Origin of the sequence: Nocardia sp. CA-084685, from assembly GCF_050955785.1 — a bacterium.
GTDB lineage: Bacteria > Actinomycetota > Actinomycetes > Mycobacteriales > Mycobacteriaceae > Nocardia.
The window spans coordinates 5156778-5172569 of sequence record NZ_CP192094.1 but is presented as its reverse complement, the minus strand read 5'-3'; the positions used below and the strand labels follow the sequence as shown (position 1 = coordinate 5172569).

Sequence of the window (15792 nt, the reverse complement as noted above, 5' to 3'; positions counted from 1 at the left end):
ATGAGTCTCGGTGACAGCACGATACGGTCGGTGACTGAGGTGAATATTGCTGTCGGCGTGGCGTTTTCAGGGCAGTATCAGCTGGTAGATGGTGTGGTGGATGAGGGTAAACGGACGCTGGTGCTGGCGCGAACGCCGGACGGGCTGGCCTCCTGCCCGGCTTGCATTGCCGAGTCCGGCCGGTGCATGGCTATCACGAACAGAGGCTCGCTGACGTACCAGTGGATGGCCGGGCCGTTGTGTGTGGGTTCGGGTTCGGCGGTTGCTCTGCCTAACACTGCACTGCTGCACCACGTTTCGTGAATAGATTCCCGGAGTTGTGGGCCGCTACCAGCGGCGGACTGTTCGTCTGACCCGCCAGGTGCGGTCCGGTGGTGTGGAGCTGACCGGCTGGGCGGCCACCCGGCTGCCGTGGCGGTTGGCGGTGCGGTTGTCGTGCCAATCCGCCGTGCGGATCCTGCCGCGTATTCCGGCACCCCGCGGCCAGTGCCGCGGGTGCTGAGCGTCGACGAATTCGCGCTGCGCCGCCGGCAACCGTTACGGCACAGTCCTGATCGATGCCGTCACCCACGAGCGATCGCTGTGCTACCGCGATCGCATCCGAGACACTTGAGATTGTGGCTGCGTGAGCAGCCTGGCGTCGAGGTCGTCCTGATCGGTGTCGGGGCACCCTAACTCGATGCGGAGATCCCGAGTGCGATCTCGACCTGGTCCTCACAGAGTTCCGCAACTACCGGCAAGGCATCGTGCCGACTGAGCCCGGAGCACACGGCCTGATCCGGTCGAGTTCGGAAGTACAGGCGTAACGCTTGACTGCTCGCCGCCGCGGGCGTTGTCGTGGAGTTTTACGGCGAGTTCGATTGCGTCGTAGGCGAGTTCGATGACGACCCATTCGTCGTCGAAGCCGCCGAGGGTTTTAGTCTTTCATGATCTTGCTGGCGATGCGCTACGCCATCGAGTAGGAAACCAAATCGTTTCGGCTCAATATGCGGGTCCACGCCATATTCTGCGCTTGCTGATGCCGCGCATTACGGCGATGACGACGGCGAATGCGGCGGCGATCAGGGCGACGAAACCAATGACAGAGGCCAGCATCACCCACTTCAGAGATTCGACCAGTCCACCGCGGCGAACGCCGATCCGCATGCCGGAAGCGCCCTCGGCGCTGACGCGATAACCGCCCGGCTGCGGTGCGTCGAACAAGTAGTGAGCGTGGTCGGTGTTGTTGGCTTCATCCGCGTGGACGGATTTCGCGTACCAAAGGAGCGGCACAGTCGTCCCGTCCGGCGCGGTGACTGTCACGGTCACGGATGCCCGCGCTGGGCTGTTGTCCATATCCGGATAGTCGTAGAAAATGGTGTACTCGCCCGCTCGCTGTAGTTGCACGGTGTCGACCCCGGGTACCGCAATGAAATGTAAATTCTGGTTTGCTTCCCCGCCCCGCATGTTGATCCAACCCAAGATCATGCCGACCGCCGTTATCGAGAGCACCACCGTGAACCCTGCCCCCGCATACCACCTCCGGGAAGGCCGAACACGTCGTGCCACAGGAATTATGCTGGGCTCTAGCTGGCGCGGATGCGGTGGTAGCGCCATTTTGTCTCTTTCGTCCATGGCGTGACTACTCGGCATAGACCAGCCTGCCGTCCGGTCCGTCGCCGAGTTTCGCGCGCGAGTAGTGGAGTGCGCCTGTAATCAGGCAGTACAGGAAGAGTTTTGTAGTCGGACGTGTCCTCCAGGGCGTTCGGTCGCGCTTGTGCTCGATCATCCATGTCCACGCAGGCCAAAATGTCAATCGCTCCACCGCCCGAATTAGGTTGAACGCGGGTCGTTGTTGCCGGAGAGCGGGATGCCGACCAGCATGCGTTGCAGATTCGATTTCGCTTGCAGGAGCTGACTTTTGCATGATTCGTTCCGGTATAGAAGTCGCAGCGGGCGTAGGCCATGCGGTGTCGGCACTGTTCGAAGAAGGTGTAGGCGCAGAACCCGTCGCCGAGTTCGTAGTGCTGCCAGCGCTCCTTACCTTTCTGCTTGGGCTGCCATGACTTCGGGAGACCCGGGAGCGCTGAGTATGGCTTCCATGGCTGTGCAGTCGATGGCCCAAGGGGATTGGCCGCCCGGCGCTCCGCGCCGACTAGCCGCTGATTGAGATATGCGATTTGATCGCTTCGGAAGGACACGACGGCGCAGTCGTCTGTGGGACGCCGCGACAATCGCCGATCAGGCTCCGATGCGCCGTGATCTGCAACCACTGCGAGTGGGTGATGAGACCGCGGTCGAACTGCGGACCCTCATCTCGCGGCACGCCGATCTCGGCGGTGAGCGTACTCGCGTGCTCAATCGGCTGCGCGCCCAGCTGCTCTACTACTTCCTAGCCCTGGAACGCGTTCGACCTGCGTCAATGCAAAGCCGCATTGATATTGCTCACCAGATATCAGAGCCCGGACAAGATCCGCGCCGCGGCACCGCATGGATTCGAAGCGTGGCTGCGTAAACACATGGCCCGCAACAGCGGCCACATCGCCGCGACCGAAGCAGCCGCCCCCAACACACATCGTTGCCGGTCAGCAGCTCGCCGCCGCGATGGTCGTCCGCCTGGCGAAAGAGGTGCTGGAGTACCCCCGCCCGAACAGGCGAGGCCAATACACTGCGTTATTCAGCACCGCCCTACATTGCCGTTGCTACGGCCGCGGCTGGCAGGCGACGGCCAAGCTTTAACAACAAGCTCAGACACGCCTTAATGAATGCACTTGGGCGGCATCACTGGGGGTCATGTTGCCGCCTCGGAAACCGCTGTTGACGTGGAATATCGCGCCCCCCTGGTAATTGTATTCTGTATACCCCTGCCACCACTCGGTTGTGCGATTCCACACCGAATAGACCTGGCCATCCACGCCCTCTAAACGAAGGTCGGTGGATCCGAGGCGGAAATATGCTATCCGGCCTCCCCCGTCCGGTGCGGTGAAGGCGCAGAAGTTCCCATTTGGGCATCGGTCGTATCCTGTGGCTGCCTGCGCGGGGCCTGCAAACGCCCCGATTCCGGCCAAACCGGCGACTGTCAATACCGCCGCAGCGACTTGTCTGGATGCCATCCGTACTCTCCTGTTTCGTCTTGAATTCCCTGTAAGGGGATTTCCTCATTGTTCGCACAAGGGAGGGCGGTTGCGCATCGGTATCCGATAGGTAGTTCCGACGCAATGCCGCGATCCGCGCACGTCGTGAACTGTTGATTTATCTGAACGGCCGCGCTGCGTGGTCGGGTCAGCTGCCCCGTAGCGTGCTGTAGGAGGCCGGGCGGGCTGACTTGTAAACATCCGTACCAGCAGAATCTTCGATCCTGCTAACTCGGTGTCCACTACCCGGGGTGAACCTCACTCTTCGAGCCTCTCACGTGCGGGAAGCTCACCAGGGTGATAGTCACTAATGTCGTCTGGCATGACGGTGACGAGCAATATCGATGTCCCTGTTGTCTCCAGCGGCTTCGTGGGCCGCGGCGCCGAACTCGATCGGATCGTATCTCTATTATTAGGTTCGGCGCAGTTGATCACGCTGACCGGTTTGGGTGGAATCGGGAAGACTCAGCTCGCCGCGGAGGCGGTGCGTCGGTACCACAAGGCCAGATCCGTTCCGGTGCACTGGGTTCGGCTCGCACGGTTGGGCAAGGATGCCGACCGCGCCGACGTCGAGGACGAAATAGCCCGCTCGGTGGTCGGCCTGGATTCCTCGGGACGATCAGCGTGGGATGCCATCACCAGCGCGTTGTCCCGGGCGAACTCCACGAGGGGCCCGCAGCAGACGGTGCTGGTCTTGGACAACTGTGAGCATGTGCTCGGCGCTGTCGGTCCGGTGGTCGCCGAACTGTTGGACAGCGTACCGAAGATGATCGTGTTGGCGACGAGCCGTGAACCGATCGGGTGGGCCGAGGAGTATCTCGTGGAAGTTCCGCCTCTGCCACAGCGAGATGCGTTGGCGTTGTTCATGCAGCGGGCCGAGGCCGCCGGTTATCCGATTACCAGCGTGGAACAGCGCGCAACCGCGGACGCGATCTGCCGACACATGCACAACAATCCGCTGTTCGTCCGGTTGGCCGCCGCCCGGCTGCTGCGGCGACCACTCGCCGTGGTGCTCGACGAGTTGAATAGCGAGGCGCGCCACGACAAACGGATGCGATGGTCACAAGGGGCGCACGCCGGCGTGGGCCGGCATCGAGGCATCGGCGACGTTGTCGCCTGGTCCTATGATCTGTGCAGCGACAAGGAAAAACTCTTGTTCGAGCGGATGTCGGTATTCGCCGCAGGATATGCCCTCGATGCCGAGGACGTGAACGATCTGGGCGCGGATCTGGAGGCGATCGAGGCCGTCTGTTCCGATGATCCGCATCCTGACCGCCTCGCGGCATCCTCCGGCACGGTGCGCCTGAGGCGTAGCGAGATCGAAGGGCTGCTGGACCGGCTGGCGGATCAGTCGTTGGTATCGGTGCATATCCAGCGGACGACAGTTCGGTATTCGTTGCTCGAGTGCCTTCACGTTTTTGCTGGACAGCGACTGCAAGAACGCGTCACCGAGACGGTGGACGAGCCGACGAGGTTGGCACTTCGACATTTGCAGTACTACCGCGACAAGGCCACCTATGCGGCGGCGCACTGGTTCGGCCCGCACGAGCAGGACTTGGTGGAGTGGATGCGTGCTGCATGGTCGAATTTGCTGACCGCCGTAAGGGCGAGCATCACGATCCCCTTCCAATCCGTGCTCGGCCTGGAGATCTGTGTCGCGCTTCACGCATTGCCGATCCCGGCCTTTCTGATTTCGCTGCGTGAGGTCCGCCTGTGGACCGAGCGAACTCTGGATGCCACTCGGGCACTGACTTCACAACCAGCGGCTTTACAGGTCACCGCTTTGGCATTGTTAGCGGTAAACGCGGTTCGCCAAGGGCTGGGTGATGATACGGAAAGAATGCTCGAGCAGTGCCTCGCCAGCTGGCACGTCGAGCCGGACGAGCCGCAGAAATGGCGCGAAACCGCCGAGATCGACATCGGGTTGCCGGCCGCGGTCGAATTCGCGTGGGGGCTGGAATTGTGGCTCGTCAAGAACGATGCCCAGGCTGTCACGGTCCTGATTCGGGCCAGCAACAAATTTCGACAGGACGGAGAATTCGGACTCGCCGCCCAGAGCGAGGTATCCGCCGCAGGCGCAGCAGCGCTCCTACCGGACTTGACGAAGCAGGCTGAGCAAATCGTCGGTCAACTTCGTGACCACGCCTCCAGTAGGGGGTCGGGCTGGGGGATCGCGTGGGCCGAGATCGCCGAGGCATTCGTCGCAATCAAACGCGGCGATCCACACACTGCGTTGGATCTCGTCGGTAATGCCCTGTCGTACCGCTTGGTTGCCGGCGATCAGTGGGGCTTCGCCGTGCTGTTGCGCGCATTGGGTTTGGCTCAGATTATCGCGGCACCGCGCGGCAGCGCCGACATCGACCCGGTCATCCGGGCCACCGAGATCGCTCACATGATCGGTGCGCTGAGTGCACTACGCGACAGACTCGGGATCGGTCTGCAGGATTTCGCAGAATTCGCCGAAGGAACCAGCCAAGCGGTGGCCGTCGCGAGCGAAGTCCTCGGCACTAGTGCATTCACCACAGCATTCGAGCGAGGCGGTCGGGTTCGCGCTGACCTCGACGATATGAAAAAGCTCGCCCTGGGAACGCTCGTCGTGGAGGAACAACAGCAAGCCCCGCTCGACCCCCTGGCGGAAGTCGGCCCATGGAGCGAGTTGTCCAACGCCGAGCAACAAGTTGCCACGCTGGCCGCTGCGGGTTGGACGAATCCAGAGATCGCCGCGCGCCGCGCCACGTCGGTTCGCACCGTCGACGCACAACTTGCTTCCATTCTGCAGAAGCTGCAGATCAGTTCACGCCATGACATCACCGATTTCATCCCGGAGTACCTTATTGCCGAGGTACAAGATGAAGCCACACAGTGGATACATCGGCCGGCAGAACAACGCCATCGGCGCCGGTCGCGTTGAACTGGCCGCTACTGGTCAGGCACCAACTGATCCTGACGGCTTTGTGATCGGATCTGCGGGGGTTCCGTGTAGGAGTTGTTCCGGTATTTCACGTTGACCCCGCGGATTCGGCCTTTGTCGCGCCGCGTGGATAGGACCGGTGGTCCGGCTCGGGCTGGCGGGTGATCTTGTGCACGCTGCCGTGGCTGGCGTTCGTGCCGGACAGGGTGACCATGGCGCCGCCCGTCGCTGTGGCCCGGGTGGCTGAGGAGCTGAAAGTGGATGCGGCCGAGATCGGTTCGTACGGCAAGCGGGTGAAGACCCGGACCGAGCATCTGCGGCCGGTGGTGCAATATCTGAGCTGGCGGACTGCGGGACAATGGAGTTGAGGGAGTTGGACGAGAAGAACAACTCCGCGGCCAACACAGCTTCGTGCTCCCCACCAGTCGAAAACCGCCAGGACGCTGAGGTTGGCTGCGCCACCTTCCTATGGAAGAAATACCTAGCCTTACCTATGGACTACTGATGTGAGCAGGTATCCCCACACCTAGAGTTGATTGAAGCCCAGAGAGTTGTAGAAGCACCTCTTTGGGGGCTGATGCTGTCCTTACATCTGGTGCTGCGGCAGTGCCGCAGCACCAGATGTCGTGCGAGCGCGGTCATTTCGGCGTGATCGTCCTATATTCGCAGGGCCGGACGATCGGGGTGGTCCCAGCGGATGAAAAACGTTGGGGCGCTGGGGTTATCGCGGCCGTGGTGGAGGGGGCGGCCGAGCCCGTCACGATCGCGGACCGCACCGCCACGGCAGTGGGTGACACCGGAGGCGCGAGGAGTCTCGACGTCGAGGCGGTGCGCGCAGTCAATACAATTGAGAAAGGCAATTCACATGATGCGCAAGATAATCACCGCTGCGCTGACTGGTGCAGCCGTCGTCGCGTGCGCGGCTACGGCCAGCGCTTGGGAATTTCGAGAGGGGACGGTCGGGCGCTTCAACGATCAGCCAGCGTGCCAGACAGTTCACGACCAGTGGCGTGCTGAATGGAAGACATCGGAGTGTTACTGGAACGACAGGTACCTCCAGCCCGGTTGGGCTTTCGACGCGTGGAAATGATCGGCCATCGCAGCGGGCGCGACGGTGACCACCATGTCGTTTGCGGCCGTTGCGGGACCATCATATTGCCAGTCGCGGGACCACCGAGCAGGTGATCCGCCGGGAGAACATGCTCCAGATTTGTTATGCCGATCGATCTTGGCGCCGGCAAACTGAACGTTCGGAAATACCGGGTTCAAGGCATTCGCAGGGGGCGTGTGCACAATCTCGGCTGCGCCGATGAATTTCAGGTGGACCCGTCGTCGATACCTTCGGATATACCGACAGACAGGAATCCAGGCATGACGAAACCGTTTCGATTCGGGGTGGTTGCCCCGCTCACAACTGACCTGTCGACGTGGCGAGATCGCGTGCGCCGCATCGCCGACAGCGGCTACTCCACGCTGCTGGTGCCCGACGTCCCGCTATGGCAACCGGCGCCCGGCCCCATGCTGGCCACCGCCGCGGCTCTTACCGACCTGCGCGTGGGCACCTGGGTGTACGCCTCCCCACTACGCCCGGCCTGGATGACGGCGTGGGAAGCGCACTCGCTGTCGCTACTGACCGACGGTCGCTTCGAGATGGGCATCGGCACCGGCAGGCCAGGAATCGAGGACGAGCTCCGCGACAGGGGACTGCCCGTGATACCGGCGAACGAGCGGCTAGCTCAGGTGCGTGAGACCATCAGAACGCTGCGAGATCTCGATGGCCCCGGCCGTCGCACGCCTGTGGCGATGGCCGTGCGAGGGCCCAAGGCTCGGGTGCTGGCGGCCGAGGTCGCAGACACGGTCACCTTCGCACTGATGCCGCATGAGTCCCGGGCCGAAGTCACACAGCTGGCACACGAGGTCCGCGCGCTGAGGGATGTGGAGGTCGCGCTGCATGTGCCAATTGTTGGCGACACGATCGCGCCGTTCATGGCGCCTCCCGATACCGACCCTGCTGCGCTTGCGGCGGACTCGCTGCTGATACTTCCGGATGACCCGGCGGCCGCCGCCGAGGAAATCCAGCGGCGGCGCGAGGAGATCGGCTTCTCCTATTTCGTGTTCGGCGCCGACTTCGCCGAAAAATTCGCACCGGTCGTCACCGAGCTTGCCGGACATTAGTTGGGCGGCGAGGGATGACGCGAGCCGGCACAAAACCGTTGAGATTGCTCGTGGTACGAGTCCCGCTTGTACGACCAGACGCCATCGTTGAGTGACAGCCTTCGAGCTCTGGCATAGACCGGTGCCGTGCGGTCCGCTGGGATCGCGAACAGCGCGGTTGATTTTCCGGTTCCCTGCATGGGAGAGCCGATGTCGCTGCCCGGACGAGGCATCCAAAGGTGCGATGCCGTTCCATGACGCGAACCGATCCCGTGAGGCGAATCTGTAGACGTCGGTGAGGAGTCGGGCAGCGGGATCGGCCGGTGTGATGGTTTCGGCCAGAGCGCGAGCCTGCGTAGCGGACAAGAACCGCTTGGCGCCGCCGGGCACCAGCTCGAGCAGCAGTGGGTGGATGTTCAACAGCTCGATGCATGTGCGGCCGAGTTCATCGCGGCGATCGACCAGTAGACCCAACACGATCAGTTCCGGATCCGCTTGCACCCGACGCAGATTCGGCGACCTCGAGGCTGCCAACGCGACCGAGTGCGCATCCACCCGGTTGGTCTTGCGGCGTTTCCGGTGGCGAACACCCGTACCTCCGCCGACAGCTTCGCTGGGACGTCGATGACGTTTTCGCCGTCGTAGACCAGACGGTGCGCGAGGTGACGGACGACACCGTTGCAGCCCTCGATCGCCCACGCACGATCTGGGAATTGTCCTACTGCGGTGAGCGTCTCGCCGTAGCCGGCGGCATCGGTCCCTGCCAGCCAGCCCCAGGCCGGCTACCACAAACACTTACCGGCGGTTCATTCGAGTTGGCGGCTCGTGGCACCGGATGGCGGCATTCACGCGCGGCTCGTGAGGTGTCCGGTGTGGCGTTCGCGAGGGCTGCGCCGGTGCGGTCGATTCCGTCGTTTCGGCGACAGCGCATCGGGTTGTATTACTCGGCAATGATCCGGGGCGCATGTGGGGTTCGAGTCGTGGCTGGAGCGTGACGAGGCGATGGCGCTCGACTTCGATCCGAATGCGGTTTCGTTTGCGGCGCAACCGCTTTGGCTATCATGGCTGCTGGCCGCCTACATCCAACTCCGGCTGGCCGCGGCCAGGCCGCCGAGCTGAGACTGCCTTGGGAGAACCACTGCCCCGCAACGATTTACACCCGCCCGCGTCCGACGAGGGGTCAGCACCTGCGAACACAAGCAACCAGCCCCGCCAGCGCGGCGAAATCCTCCCTCCCCTGACCAGGACGACCCGCAACATCGCAACCAGCACCTGGCACCACGCTGCGACGTGCACATCAAGACACCCAGCAAACAGAAAACATCCAAAGCCGCCGGACCGCGACCACGCCGCACAGGATAAAACGCGAGCTCGCGGGCCTGCAGGCAACGCCTCGGCCGACAACCGGCCATGATCGCCGAGTGATCTGCCAGGCCCGAGCGATCTCCACCCGGCCGGAGGAGTCAGTGTCGTCGGCGCCCGACCGCTCGACGTCGCCCGGTCCACGATCTACTAGTACATGTGCCAAGTGTCGGCGCTCATGGAATCCCCAGGTGAGTCGGTTTGTGCGGACGCAATGACGCACCGGGAACTGCACCGCCACAGCTGGCGGCAGCTCTTCACCGAGTTCGATGCCGTGGTGTGTCCGATCACGTCGATTCCTGCGTTTCCGCACGACCACAACCTCGACCGAGGGGAACGACGGATCGACATCGACGGCGTCGAGTACCCATACATCGACCAGGCCGTCTGGGCCGGTCTGGTTACCATGCCCGGACTCCCAGCCACCGCCATACCTGCCGGCCGGTCCCCCGAGGGACTACCGGTGGGCGTGCAACTCATCGGTCCGATGTTCGAGAACCGCATCCCGCTGCGGTTGGCCGAACTACTCGAGCAGACAATCGGCGGCTTCCAGGCACCAAAGTAAGGGCGTGCCGTCAACGATCGTGTCACCGCACGTGAAGCTGTTCGGCCTGGTAGCAGCCGATATCATCTTGTTCAGTTGCTGGCGTGAGGTAGCGGTACAGCGATGTTTTTGGGATCCCGGTCTTACTGGTGATTTCCCCGAAGCTGTTTCCTTGGCCGCGGAGCAGTCGGACGTAGTCGATCTTGTCGTCGGGCCAGGCGGTGGGTCGGCCGATCTGGCGGCCTTTTGGCTTCGGCGACGGCGCGGGCGTGGGCGGCGCGTTCGGCGGTGAAGATGCGTTCCATTTCGGCGAACAGGGCGAGCAGCAGGATCCGCGCCTGGCATCCCCACCGGCTACCGGCCGCTGCGCGTGCGCGGCATTCTCTTCTGATCTCGCCCCGGATGCCGCGGTACGGCAGTTCAGGATTCGATTTGACCTTCCAGTGGGTGGAAGGTGCAGGTTGGTGGCATGGACGAAGAGACGGATCGCTACACGATCGGAGAGCTTGCTCGCCGCACCGGGTTGGCGACACGCACGATCCGATTCTGGTCTGACAGTGGGGTAATACTGCCCTTGGAACGGTCGGCGGGCGGCTATCGCCTCTACAGCGCCGACGCGGTCGGTCGCCTGCATCTGGTCCGGACGCTTCGTGAACTCGGCCTCGGCCTGGACGCGGTGCGGGAGGTACTCGACCGACAATCCACGCTGGCCGAAGTCGCCGCGAGCCACGTCGAAGCCCTCGATGCCCAGATCCGGATGCTGCGGCTGAACCGTGCGGTCCTCCGCAACGCCATCTGTCGAGAGAACAAGACCGAAGGACTGTCCCTGATGTACGAACTCGCCCGATTGTCGGCCCGCGAACGGCAACAACTCATCGACAGTTTCGTCGACAAGATCTTCGCCGACGTCAACGACGCCGACGCTCTTGTCATCGCCGACTTCATGCGAGAGATGCCGCCACAGCTCCCCGACGACCCGACCTCCGCGCAGGTCGACGCCTGGATAGAGCTGGCCGAGCTCGTCTCTGACGACGACTTCCAACACATCATGCGCCAGATGGTGCTCCGCGGCGAATCCGACACCCGCATCGAATTCGGCCTCAACATTCGACCCCTGGTTCTCGAACACGCCGGCCCAGCCGTCGAGAAGAGCATCGCACCGGAATCCGACATCGGCAGCGTGGTCCTCGACCACATCGTGCCCACCGATCTCGACGACACCGAGTCACAGGCACTGCTCGAATGGCTGGACCTGGTCGCCGAACCCCGCGTCGAACGCTACTGGGAGCTGCTGAGCCTGATCAACAACCGCCCACCGGCTCCGCCCAGCGTGCCTGCTTTCACATGGCTCGCTGCCGCCCTGCGCACACACCGATAATCCGCCACCGCACTGGCCCCAAGCCCACCCGCAGGAGACTTCCCGTGCCGAACCTTCTTCACATCGATTGCAGTATCCGACCGGCAGAGTCGGTCACCCGCCAGCTGACCGCACTGTTTGCTGAATGCTGGCGCACCGAGAATCCCGGCGGCGACCACACCTACCGCGATCTCGGCAGATCGCCGATACCCCACATCGACGAGGCATCGGTGATGGCAGCCCTGCTCCCGCCCCACGAACGCACCGAAGCCCAACGACAGGCGTGGACCCGTTCCGAGCCTCTCATTACCGAGCTACGCGCGGCCGACACCATCGTGATCGGCGTGCCGATGTACAACTACTCCATCCCATCAACCCTCAAAGCATGGCTGGACCGCGTCACCATCGCAGAGCACATGGTCGATGATTCCCGTACCAAGTCCGGCGTGCTCGAAGGCAAACACGTCCTTGTGGTGACTGCGCGCGGTGGCGCCTATGGACCAGGCACCCCGCGAGCGGAGTACGACTTCCAAGAACCGTACTTGCGAGCCGCCTTGGGGCAGATCGGCTTGGCGACACACCTGCACCTTGTCCATGCCGAGATGACACTCGCCTATTCCATACCGCACCTGAGCCAATTCTCGAACATCGCTGACGCCTCCCGCAGCGCAGCCGAGGATCACGTTCGCAGGCTCGCCACAGCTCGAAGCTGACCGCATACGTGCCAATGAGACGCATGCCGTCATGGATTAGTAACGTTCGTTCGCGAGACACCCTGCCGCACAGGATGTGCCCGCAGGTCGATTCTGTAAACGTTGCCGTGTACGCGGCAATGTCAACCTGTCGGCGGTTCGCAATTGTGGATGTTCGAAGTTGTGTTCAGTGGTGACGTGCGAATTCGCCTGCGGCTGAAGAGGACTGCGAAACGTCGGCGTGTCTCGAACTCGTCCGCAATACCGTTCTTTGTGCTCGTACTCGTATTCAGCGCGGGGGTTGGAGGATGGTCGGGGATTCGTTGTTGCCGGAGCGGGGTGTTCTGACTGCTGACGAGGCGCGGTGGCGGGTGGCGGTGCGTCATGCGCAGGTTATCGGGCCTCTCGCGGAGTTGGATCGGGTGAGTATCGCGGTCGCGGATGAGGCCGCTGCTGTGTTCGGGGTGATGCAGCGTCAGGTGTATGCGCTGGTCAAACGCTGGCGTGCTGGGGAAGACGTGGCGTCGGATTTGTTACCGCGTCATCCGTCTGGTGGTCGTGGTGGTGCGCGGCTGCCCGATGAGGTGGAAGTGATCGTTCGGAAAGTTCTGCGGGCGCGGTACCTGAGCAGGCAGAAGCGGTCGGTGGAACGGCTGATCGGCACCATGATGACGATGTTGCACGAGCTGCCGGGCACCACGTTCTCCAACACCGGTGAGCGGGGCGACTACGACAGCGACGCGAAAGCTGTTCTCACCCTGGGCGAGTTGCAGCGACGGATAGCTCTTGCTGTGGGCCTGCTATCACGGTGAACCGCACGACGGGCTGGGTGGGCGGACGAGGCCGCGACCCAAGGGGTGCCGCGGACGGTGACGAGCGAGACGGCGTTTTTGATCTACTTCCTGCCGGTGATCCGCCGAACGCTGACCCGCACCGGGTTCACCGTCGATCACGTGCAGTATTACGCCGATGTGCTGCGGCCGTTGATCTCCCACCGTGAGCATTTGGGCCGGTTGGTGTTGCGGCGCGATCCACGCGATATCTCCCGGATCTGGGCGTTGCATCCCGAGACCGGTGACTACCTGGAGGTGCCGTACCGCACCTGGTCGCGGCCGTCGATCGGCGTGTGGGAACACAGTGCGGCGGTGGCTCGGTTACGTGAGCAGGGCCGCGCCGAGATCGACGAGAACGCCCTGTTCGCGATGGTCGAGCAGATGCGCCGCATCACCGACACTGCGACCGCGACCAGCCCCAAGGCCCGCCGAAACACCGAGCGCCACACCCAGGTTCGGTCGAGGACCCGCACCCCTACCGAGCCACCACTGTCATCGCCGCCAGCGGATGTTGCACCGGTGGCTGCGCGGCCGTTCGAGGTGATCGAGCAATGGTGATCGGTAACCCGGTCGATCTGTCGCATCTGCACCCCTCGGCGCATCGGGTCGCGATGCTTCCGGCCGCCGAGCGGGTGCGTCATGTGCGCGCGGACCGGTGGATCGGCTACACCCGCGCCACCGAAGCCCTGGGCACGCTCGAGCGGTTACTGGAGATGCCCAGTAAGCAGCGGATGCCGAACCTGTTGTTGATCGGGCCGACCAACAATGGCAAGTCGATGATTATCGAGAAGTTCCGCCGCGAGCATCCACCGATCTCGCACACCGACCAGGAGGAGATCCCGGTGCTGGCGGTGCAGATGCCCTCGGAGCCCAGCGTGCTGCGGTTCTACGTGGCACTGCTGTCGGCACTCGGCGCCCCGGTGCGCCCACGCGCGCCGCGGCTGGCCGATCTCGAAGACCTCGTACTGCGGCTGTGCCGGGAGTGCGGGGTGCGGATGCTGGTGATCGATGAGCTGCACAATGTCCTCGGCGGCCGTAGTAACGTGCGCCGGGAATTCCTGAATCTGCCGCGGTTTTTGGGCGACAGCTTTAGGCGGGAAGCACGGTTGTGGATCGACCCGCGACACAACCGCGCCCGGGCCGCGGCCGGCGCCTGGTCCCATCGCCGGCGCATCACCGCGCCGACGTGGTACCGGGGCCGGTGGTGCCAGGCCGGTTCGACCAGCAGTCGGCGTGCGTGAGTGTTTCCGGTCTTGGTGATCGCTTCCTGCACGCGCGACGAGCCGGAGGAATACTCCGAGGGCACCAGACCGATGAACGAACCGATGGTGTTGCCACTGAATCGATTCCAGTCACCGATCTCGACGGCCAACGCGAACCCGGTCAGCGTGGAGACCCCCGCAGACACGACACCCGTCGCACGACCTGGGTGAACTCACTCGCAGCAGCCATCTCCTCGATCGCGGCGTCGAGGCGTCCGCGTCTGGCCTGCATCGTCAGCACATGGTCGTAGTCGGCGTCGAACGCCATCCGTGTGGCCTGCGAGGTCAACTGTGGTGCCGCTTCGGTGCGCAGCCATCGGTCGTGTGCCCCGGTCCAGGCGGCGCCGCCGTAGTAGACGATGCCGTGCCGAAGCAGCAATTTCGAGAGCCGATGCCGGGCGCGCATCAGATCGCCTCGGCATTCCTCACGCGCGCGCACCAGATCCCGGGCCGCCTCCTGATCGATGGTCGGGATCGACACCGCAGTGATCTCGTCCAGCCGCAGCAACCGGGCCAGATGCAACGCGTCGCGGGCGTCGGCTTTGACCCGGTCACCGGCCGGTTTCTGCAGCTTCGAGGGCGCGAGGACCTCACAGCGGATCCCGACCGCGGTCACGCCCGATACAATCCGAACCCGGTCGGACCGGCCTCGTAGGCCACCACCACCGGACCCGGCAACCCCGATATCCACGACTGGATGGGCTCATACGATGGGGTCAACCGGGCTTGGAACACTTCGCCCGTGACGCCGTCGATAGCTGCTGCCGCGACCGAACGTGCATGTACGTCCAGCCCGACACTCGTACGCTCGGTAAACACCGGGGCCTCCCACCACTGTCGGAAAGACCGGGCAGGCGACTCCCACTCGGTAACCCACGAACATGGGTGAGCGAGGCCCCGGCCCGCAACCCCCAGCTCAACGCCGACGGCCACCCATACCGTCTAGCACCAGCAGTGTTGCATCGCCCCCTTGAACACGGCTGTGCGTTCCGGGCCGTCTCGCTTTGTAGCGGGGAACAGGATTTGAACCTGCGACCTCTGGGTTATGAGCCAAATGCATCTCACCGGATGAATGACATCGAACAAACCTCAGATCAAGGTCCGAATGCCTACCTCGGCCAGTACCAGAAAAACCATGCCCCGGCGGAACCCAGTGTGCATTCCGATGTATTGTAATTGCGTGAATAATCAAGCCTTTCCTGGTTACAAGATAGTTCCGTTGAGTGATTGCCATTGATCTTCGGATAATCTCCCTGGGCGTGATTCGTAGTCGGTGTTGCCGCTGCCACCCCGCCGGAGATAGCAGTCAGACCGGCGGCGATCACCGAGAACGCAATGATCCGTGTTCGCAATTTCTTCCCCTTCATCGTTGCTTCGTGAATGGTGTCGATAGCGCGATCACCCTGTAGTGCAGGTAGGTAAATTGGCCATCCAACACCTGCATCAATGTAGCTCAAGTCCGAGAGGATTGGCTCCCCTGATTATTCTCAGGTTGGAGAATACCTGACTATATTCACCTATCGATGGGCTGGAGCTGTTCACCGAACCCGGCGCCGCCCCCGGG

At 63.1% G+C, this 15792-nt stretch carries 13 protein-coding genes and 4 pseudogenes; 12 read left to right on the top strand and 5 right to left on the bottom strand.

From position 1 onward, the window contains the following. The first annotated feature begins 30 nt into the window (after positions 1-30). Entirely contained in the window at positions 31-303 is a 273-nt protein-coding gene (locus ACQP2U_RS23255; protein WP_433709419.1) for a hypothetical protein, read from the top strand. A gap of 678 nt (positions 304-981) precedes the next feature. Here ACQP2U_RS23255 and ACQP2U_RS23250 read toward each other — a convergent pair. After that, positions 982-1491: a hypothetical protein gene (locus ACQP2U_RS23250; RefSeq protein WP_433709418.1), complete on the bottom strand. Its 510-nt coding sequence runs from the start codon at positions 1489-1491 to the stop codon at positions 982-984. Between the two features lie 661 nt (positions 1492-2152). On the opposite strand from ACQP2U_RS23250, the gene ACQP2U_RS23245 reads away from it, so the two are divergent. Beyond that, complete coding sequence (locus ACQP2U_RS23245; protein WP_433709417.1) at positions 2153-2494, top strand: IS110 family transposase; 342 nt, start codon at positions 2153-2155, stop codon at positions 2492-2494. 232 nt (positions 2495-2726) lie between these two features. Here ACQP2U_RS23245 and ACQP2U_RS23240 read toward each other — a convergent pair whose 3' ends face one another. Continuing rightward, the gene (locus ACQP2U_RS23240) at positions 2727-3092 is read right to left on the bottom strand and encodes a peptidase inhibitor family I36 protein (protein WP_433709416.1); all 366 of its coding nucleotides are present in this window, start codon (positions 3090-3092) and stop codon (positions 2727-2729) included. Positions 3093-4083: 991 nt separating this feature from the next. On the opposite strand from ACQP2U_RS23240, the gene ACQP2U_RS23235 reads away from it, so the two are divergent. The 3 genes and pseudogenes from ACQP2U_RS23235 to ACQP2U_RS23225 all read left to right on the top strand — a co-directional run bounded on the left by ACQP2U_RS23235 (position 4084) and on the right by ACQP2U_RS23225 (position 8199). Further along, positions 4084-6024 (top strand): LuxR C-terminal-related transcriptional regulator, encoded by a 1941-nt coding sequence (locus ACQP2U_RS23235; RefSeq protein WP_433709415.1) that lies wholly within the window; start codon positions 4084-4086, stop codon positions 6022-6024. A 72-nt stretch (positions 6025-6096) separates the two neighbouring features. Beyond that, positions 6097-6406: pseudogene (locus ACQP2U_RS23230) on the top strand (DUF4158 domain-containing protein); the annotation flags it as partial. A 989-nt stretch (positions 6407-7395) separates the two neighbouring features. Further along, the gene (locus ACQP2U_RS23225) at positions 7396-8199 is read left to right on the top strand and encodes an LLM class flavin-dependent oxidoreductase (protein WP_433709414.1); all 804 of its coding nucleotides are present in this window, start codon (positions 7396-7398) and stop codon (positions 8197-8199) included. Between the two features lie 162 nt (positions 8200-8361). On the opposite strand, the pseudogene ACQP2U_RS23220 reads toward ACQP2U_RS23225, so the two are convergent. Next, positions 8362-8568: pseudogene (locus ACQP2U_RS23220) on the bottom strand (transposase); the annotation flags it as partial. A gap of 576 nt (positions 8569-9144) precedes the next feature. On the opposite strand from ACQP2U_RS23220, the gene ACQP2U_RS23215 reads away from it, so the two are divergent. From ACQP2U_RS23215 to ACQP2U_RS23185, 7 genes and pseudogenes are all read left to right on the top strand, one after another. Further along, a complete protein-coding gene (locus ACQP2U_RS23215) occupies positions 9145-9297 on the top strand; it encodes a hypothetical protein (protein WP_433709413.1) in 153 nt (50 codons plus the stop codon). A gap of 400 nt (positions 9298-9697) precedes the next feature. Continuing rightward, the gene (locus ACQP2U_RS23210; protein ID WP_433709412.1) at positions 9698-10105 is read left to right on the top strand and encodes an amidase family protein; all 408 of its coding nucleotides are present in this window, start codon (positions 9698-9700) and stop codon (positions 10103-10105) included. Positions 10106-10553: 448 nt separating this feature from the next. Continuing rightward, complete coding sequence (locus tag ACQP2U_RS23205) at positions 10554-11462, top strand: MerR family transcriptional regulator (RefSeq protein WP_433709411.1); 909 nt, start codon at positions 10554-10556, stop codon at positions 11460-11462. 44 nt (positions 11463-11506) lie between these two features. Then, complete coding sequence (locus tag ACQP2U_RS23200) at positions 11507-12154, top strand: FMN-dependent NADH-azoreductase (protein WP_433709410.1); 648 nt, start codon at positions 11507-11509, stop codon at positions 12152-12154. 287 nt (positions 12155-12441) lie between these two features. Continuing rightward, a complete protein-coding gene (locus tag ACQP2U_RS23195) occupies positions 12442-12945 on the top strand; it encodes a hypothetical protein (protein WP_433709409.1) in 504 nt (167 codons plus the stop codon). Positions 12946-13002: 57 nt separating this feature from the next. Beyond that, a complete protein-coding gene (locus ACQP2U_RS23190) occupies positions 13003-13524 on the top strand; it encodes a Mu transposase C-terminal domain-containing protein (protein WP_433709408.1) in 522 nt (173 codons plus the stop codon). Further along, a pseudogene (locus tag ACQP2U_RS23185) lies at positions 13518-14045 on the top strand (TniB family NTP-binding protein); the annotation flags it as partial. The gene ACQP2U_RS23190 and the pseudogene ACQP2U_RS23185, both read left to right, overlap by 7 nt. 23 nt (positions 14046-14068) lie before the next feature. On the opposite strand, the pseudogene ACQP2U_RS23180 reads toward ACQP2U_RS23185, so the two are convergent. Both ACQP2U_RS23180 and ACQP2U_RS23175 read right to left on the bottom strand, forming a co-directional pair. Continuing rightward, a pseudogene (locus ACQP2U_RS23180) lies at positions 14069-15047 on the bottom strand (IS110 family transposase); the annotation flags it as partial. A gap of 290 nt (positions 15048-15337) precedes the next feature. Then, positions 15338-15685 carry a hypothetical protein gene (locus tag ACQP2U_RS23175; protein WP_433709407.1) on the bottom strand — a complete coding sequence of 116 codons (348 nt, stop codon included), beginning with the start codon at positions 15683-15685 and terminating at the stop codon, positions 15338-15340. Between the last annotated feature and the right edge of the window lie 107 nt (positions 15686-15792).

Excerpts from the sequence above, each read along its gene's own strand:
- ACQP2U_RS23245 (WP_433709417.1), top strand. The coding sequence starts at position 2,153 with ATGCGATTTGATCGCTTCGGAAGGACACGACGGCGCAGTCGTCTGTGG.
- ACQP2U_RS23240 (WP_433709416.1), bottom strand. The coding sequence starts at position 3,092 with ATGGCATCCAGACAAGTCGCTGCGGCGGTATTGACAGTCGCCGGTTTG.
- ACQP2U_RS23225 (WP_433709414.1), top strand. The coding sequence starts at position 7,396 with ATGACGAAACCGTTTCGATTCGGGGTGGTTGCCCCGCTCACAACTGAC.
- ACQP2U_RS23210 (WP_433709412.1), top strand. The coding sequence starts at position 9,698 with ATGTGCCAAGTGTCGGCGCTCATGGAATCCCCAGGTGAGTCGGTTTGT.
- ACQP2U_RS23205 (WP_433709411.1), top strand. The coding sequence starts at position 10,554 with ATGGACGAAGAGACGGATCGCTACACGATCGGAGAGCTTGCTCGCCGC.
- ACQP2U_RS23195 (WP_433709409.1), top strand. The coding sequence starts at position 12,442 with ATGGTCGGGGATTCGTTGTTGCCGGAGCGGGGTGTTCTGACTGCTGAC.